The organism is Vibrio sp. 779(2023) (assembly GCF_033344285.1).
In the GTDB taxonomy this organism is placed as follows: domain Bacteria; phylum Pseudomonadota; class Gammaproteobacteria; order Enterobacterales; family Vibrionaceae; genus Vibrio; species Vibrio alginolyticus.
The window spans coordinates 1-1,046 of record NZ_JAWPOM010000221.1 but is presented as its reverse complement, the minus strand read 5'-3'; the positions used below and the strand labels follow the sequence as shown (position 1 = coordinate 1,046).

1 protein-coding gene is annotated in these 1,046 nt (G+C 48.5%); it reads right to left on the bottom strand.

Translation table 11 applies throughout. The annotated features are described in order from the left end of the window. A partial coding sequence (gene dnaE, locus R8O70_RS26205) for a DNA polymerase III subunit alpha (RefSeq protein ID WP_318184588.1) occupies positions 1–1,046 on the bottom strand: 1,046 nt, incomplete at both ends.

Genomic DNA, 1,046 nt, shown 5'->3' with positions numbered 1-1,046 from the left:
ACCAGACCAACTACTTTTTCGGTGTTATCCATATCGGCAGTCATTACCGCTGCCATGAATTCAGCTGGATAGTGCGTTTTAAGCCACAACGTTTGGTAAGACACCAGTGCGTAAGCCGCTGAGTGCGATTTGTTAAAACCGTAACCTGCGAACTTTTCTACCAAGTCGAAGATTTTCATCGCCAACTCGCCATCAACACCGTTCTTCACTGCCCCTTCTTCGAAGGTTGCACGCTGCTTGGCCATTTCTTCCGGCTTTTTCTTACCCATCGCACGACGCAGCATGTCCGCACCACCAAGGGTGTAGCCAGACAAAACCTGCGCAATCTGCATTACCTGTTCTTGATACAGAATGATGCCGTACGTCGGATCGAGGATTTCTTTTAGTGACTCGTGTTGCCACTTTTCACCGGGGTAAGAGATCGCTTCTCGGCCATGTTTACGGTCGATAAAGTTATCTACCATGCCCGATTGCAACGGACCCGGACGGAACAAGGCCACCAATGCGATGATGTCTTCAAAACAGTCAGGCTGAAGTCGTTTGATCAGCTCTTTCATACCACGCGATTCAAGCTGGAATACCGCAGTGGTCTCTGAGTTTTGGAGTAAACGAAACGAAGCCGGATCTTCCAAAGGTATCGACTCGATACGAACAGGAGGTTTACCTTCCTTCTCCAAGCGCGGGTTAATCAACCCTAATGCCCAGTCGATAATGGTTAGAGTACGTAGACCCAAGAAGTCAAACTTAACCAGACCAGCAGTTTCTACGTCGTTCTTATCAAACTGAGTTACGGGGAAATGCCCTTCCGCATCCGCATAAATTGGCGCAAAGTCTGTAATCGTGGTTGGTGAAATTACAACACCACCCGCGTGCTTACCGGCGTTACGTGTACAACCTTCTAATAGGCGACACATATCGATGAGTTCTTTAACTTCCTCATCGGCCTCATAAAGCTCAGGCAGAGCAGGCTCGGCTTTAAACGCTTTTTCTAGCGTCATACCCGGATCTGGCGGAACCAGTGTCGAAATACGGTCAACAAAACCAAA